General features: G+C 31.4%; 3 protein-coding genes, 1 rRNA gene and 1 pseudogene. All 5 read left to right on the top strand.

Features of this window, described 5'->3' with window-relative positions:
- A 5S ribosomal RNA gene (gene rrf, locus J2Z76_RS16430) occupies positions 1–86 on the top strand; the annotation flags it as partial.
- Between the two features lie 199 nt (positions 87–285).
- Positions 286–1515: an arginine deiminase gene (arcA, locus tag J2Z76_RS16435; protein WP_209513151.1), complete on the top strand. Its 1230-nt coding sequence runs from the start codon at positions 286–288 to the stop codon at positions 1513–1515.
- 63 nt (positions 1516–1578) lie between these two features.
- Positions 1579–2571: an ornithine carbamoyltransferase gene (argF, locus tag J2Z76_RS16440; RefSeq protein ID WP_209513148.1), complete on the top strand. Its 993-nt coding sequence runs from the start codon at positions 1579–1581 to the stop codon at positions 2569–2571.
- A 69-nt stretch (positions 2572–2640) separates the two neighbouring features.
- Positions 2641–3588: a carbamate kinase gene (gene arcC / locus J2Z76_RS16445; protein WP_209513149.1), complete on the top strand. Its 948-nt coding sequence runs from the start codon at positions 2641–2643 to the stop codon at positions 3586–3588.
- Positions 3589–3605: 17 nt separating this feature from the next.
- Positions 3606–4241 (top strand): annotated as a pseudogene (locus J2Z76_RS16450) (aminotransferase class III-fold pyridoxal phosphate-dependent enzyme); the annotation flags it as partial.
- Positions 4242–4499: the final 258 nt, after the last annotated feature.

The raw sequence follows: 4499 nt of genomic DNA on the forward strand, positions 1-4499 counted from the left end.
TTCCCATCCCGAACACGGAAGTTAAGCTCTTCAGCGCTGATGATACTCGGTGGGTAACTGCCCGGGAAAGTAAGACGTCGCCAGGTTAAATATGACAAACAGTTGAAATTTAAATTAAATTTCAACTGTTTTTTTATTATATAAAAACACAAGAAACACATGCATAATCATGCATGTGTTTAATATTTATAAGAAAAGCTTGACAAATTTAATAAAAATTAATACAATGGATGTATAAGGTTAAATAAATATGTTAATATATATATTAAAGAAATGGTGGTGGTTATTTTGAATAATTTAGCAATAAATGTTAATTCAGAAATAGGAAAGCTAAAAAAAGTATTACTTCATAGACCAGGTAAGGAATTAGAGAATTTAATGCCTGAATATTTAGAAAGACTTCTTTTTGACGATATACCTTATTTAAAAATAGCTCAGGAGGAACATGATGAGTTTGCAAACATTTTAAGAAAGAATGGAGTGGAAGTTGTTTATCTCGAAGATTTAGTTGCAGAATCTATATCAAAAAATGATGTAAAATTGCAGTTTATCGATGAATTTATAGAAGAAGCAGGAATTAAAGAAGATAGGGAAACTAATTTATTGAGAGAATATTTCCAATCATTTAGTAACAAGGATATGATTTTGAAAATGATGGAGGGAATTAGGAAAACAGAAATTAAGGACTACAAACTGAAAAATTTAACTGATTATTTAAACAATGATTATCCATTTATTATTGATCCTATGCCAAATTTATATTTTACAAGAGATCCTTTTGCAACTGTAGGGAATGGTGCAACGATTCATAAAATGCATACAGTTACAAGAAATAGAGAAACACTGTTTGCAAAATATATATTTAACTGTAATCAAACCTATAAAGAGACAAAACTTTGGTATGACAGATCAGAGGACTTTTCTATTGAAGGTGGAGATGTTTTAGTACTTAATGAAAAAACTTTAGCAGTTGGAATATCACAAAGGACTCATCCAAATGCTATAGAAAAATTAGCAAATAAGTTATTGACAGAAGATAGTAATTTTGATAAAATTTTGGCAATTGACATACCAAAACAAAGAACATTTATGCATCTTGATACAGTCTTTACAATGGTTGATTATGATAAGTTTACAATGCATCCTAATATAAAAAACGATATTAGTGTATATGTTTTAGAAAGAGATAATAATGGAAAGATGATAATCTCAGAAGAACAAGGTTCTCTCGAAGATATTTTGAAAAAATATCTAAATCTCGATAAAATTAATCTTATAAAATGTGGTGGGAATAGTATTATTGATGCAGCCAGAGAACAATGGAATGATGGTTCAAATACACTATGTATTGCTCCTGGAGAAGTTATAGTATATTCAAGGAACTATGTTACAAATCAAGTATTGCAAGAAGAAGGTATAAAGACACATGTAATGCCAAGCTCAGAGTTATCTAGAGGCAGAGGTGGCCCTAGATGTATGAGTATGCCTTTAATTAGGGAAGATTTAAATAAATAATATAAATTAAACTTTTAAATGTTTTATTACAAATAATAAATTAAAATTATCGGAGGTACTGAAATGGCAGTTAACTTAAAAGGAAGAAGTTTTTTAACATTAATGGATTTTACACCAGAGGAAATAAGATACATGCTAGATTTAGCTCATGATTTAAAAGCTAAAAAACGATCAGGAGTGTATAATTACACACTGAAAGGGAAAAATATAGTATTATTATTTGAAAAATCTTCTACGAGAACAAGATGTGCATTTGAAGTAGCAGCTTTAGAAGAAGGGGCACATGTAACATTTTTAGATTCAGGAAGCTCACAAATGGGTAAAAAAGAATCTTTAGAAGATACTGCAAAAGTATTGGGAAGATTCTATGATGGAATTGAGTACAGAGGATACAAACAACAGGTTGTAGAAGATTTAGCTAAATATGCAGGAGTACCAGTATGGAATGGATTAACAGATATTGATCATCCAACACAAATATTAGCAGATTTATTAACAATAGAAGAGCATATTAAAAAACCATTAAATAAAGTTAAAGTTGTATTTGCAGGAGATATTAGAAATAATATGTCATATGCATGGATGTATGGATGTGCAAAAATGGGAATGCACTTTGTAGCATATGGACCAAAAGAATTGATGGATCAAGTAGATAAAGATGTTGTTAAAAAAGCAAATGAAGTAGCAGCTTTTACAGGTGGAAAAATAGAGTTATCAGACAATGTAGATGCAGTAAAGGATGCAGATGTAATATATACAGATGTATGGGCATCAATGGGAGAAGAAGCACAAATACCAGAAAAAGTAAAAATGCTTACTCCATATAAAGTAACAATGGAATTGTTGAAAGCTACAGGGAATGATGATGTTATATTTATGCATTGCTTGCCAGCATTCCATGATTTTGAAACAAAAATGGCAAGAGAGCAAAAAGAATTGGGATTTGATATAAGAGAAGTAACAGATGATGTATTTAGAAGCAGACATTCAGTTGTGTTTGATGAAGCTGAAAATAGAATGCATACAATAAAAGCTGTTATAGTATCAACTATATAAGAACTCATCCCCAATTTTGATAAAGATAATTCAAAGTTGGGGAGAATTATTTAAAGGAGAATAAATAAAATGAGTAGACCAAAAAGAGTAGTTATAGCCTTGGGCGGAAATGCTTTAGAAGATAAGAGCCTACCAACAACAGCAGAATCACAATTACAAGTTGTAAAAAAAACAAGTGAGTATTTAGCTGAAATAAGCTGTGCAGGATATGAAATAGCAATAGTACATGGTAATGGTCCACAAGTAGGAAGAATATTATTAGCTACAGAAGCTGCAAAAGAAATAACACCTGCAATGCCTTTTGATGTATGTGGAGCAATGAGCCAAGGGTATATAGGATATCACATACAACAGGGACTAAAATTGGCATTAGCTAAAAGAAATAGAATTTTGCCAGTTGTAACTGTAGTAACTCAAGTAGTTGTAGATAAAGACGATAAAGCTTTTCAAAATCCAACAAAACCAATAGGTCCATTTTATACGGAAGAAGAAGGAAAGAGATTATCAGAAGAAAAGGGTTACACTGTAAAAGAAGACTCTGGTAGGGGGTGGAGAAGAGTTGTTCCATCACCTATGCCAAAAAGGATAGTAGAAATAGGAACTATAAAAACACTTTGGGATACAACAATCGCAGTAACATGCGGAGGAGGTGGAATTCCAGTTATAGAGAATGAAGATGGTTCGTTAGAAGGAATAGCAGCGGTAATTGATAAAGACTTAGCAGCAGAAAGGCTAGCTGAAGATATGGATGCTGATATTTTAATGATATTAACTGAAGTTGAAAAAGTATCAATTAATTTTAATAAACCTAATCAAGAAGATTTATCTCATTTAACAATAAAAGAGGCAGAACAATTTATAGAAGAAGGACATTTCGCCCCTGGAAGCATGCTACCAAAAGTATTGGCAGCAGTTAATTTCGCTAAGTCAATACCTGGTAGAAAGGCAATTATTACTTCACTTTATAAGGCGGAAGATGCTTTGGCAGGCAAATGTGGAACGATAATAGAATCATAATATTGAGGTTATAATTAACTGTAGCTTTTATGATGGAGCCTATACAAGGTGAAGCAGGAATTATAGTTCCTCCTTTAGGATTTATGAAGAAGGCATATGACCTTTGTAAAGAGAATAATATACTGTTTATTGCAGATGAAGTGCAAACAGGATTTGCTAGAACAGGTAAAATGTTTGCTAGTGAATATGAAGGAGTTGTTCCAGATATTTATGTTCTAGGAAAGGCACTAGGCGGAGGTATAATTGCTGTTTCTGCAATTGCAGCAGATAGTGATATACTTGGGGTATATGAACCTGGTTCTCATGGTTCTACGTTTGGAGGAAATCCATTAGGTTGTGCAGTTTCTATAAAAGCAATGGAAATTTTAGAAAGAGATAACTATCCAAAACAAGCAGAAGAAAAGGGCAACTATTTTATGGACAAGTTGAACAATATTATTAATGATGATATTGTTGAAATAAGAGGAAGAGGGTTATTGGTTGGTGTTGAGTTTAAAGTTAATGCAGCACCATATGTTAAAAAGCTTATTGCTAACGGAGTTCTAGCAAAGGAAACACATGAGAGAACAATAAGGTTTGCTCCTCCTATTACCATTACATATGAACAAATAGATGATGCATTTGAAAGAATAAAAATATCACTTTCAAAATAATTGAGCTTTATTTTATAACTAAAAAATATACTGTATTAAATTCTGCAGCAAGCGAGGAACTCTCATCACAAGCAGAACTTTTAAAGGAACAAGTTGAAAGATTTAAACTAAAAAAAACTTTGAATTTAAATACATAACAAATTTGAAAAAAACCTATTGAATTTTTAAAATGTACCCTATAGAATAGACAATTAAAAAAAGTCTACCCTATAGGGTATTTTTATGTATAATAGAGAAAAAGGAAAGGTAGAGACGTTA

It is taken from the genome of Sedimentibacter acidaminivorans (assembly GCF_017873955.1).
GTDB lineage: Bacteria > Bacillota > Clostridia > Tissierellales > Sedimentibacteraceae > Sedimentibacter > Sedimentibacter acidaminivorans.

Coding starts and splice junctions, on each gene's coding strand:
- argF (WP_209513148.1), top strand. CDS start 1,579: ATGGCAGTTAACTTAAAAGGAAGAAGTTTTTTAACATTAATGGATTTT.
- arcC (WP_209513149.1), top strand. CDS start 2,641: ATGAGTAGACCAAAAAGAGTAGTTATAGCCTTGGGCGGAAATGCTTTA.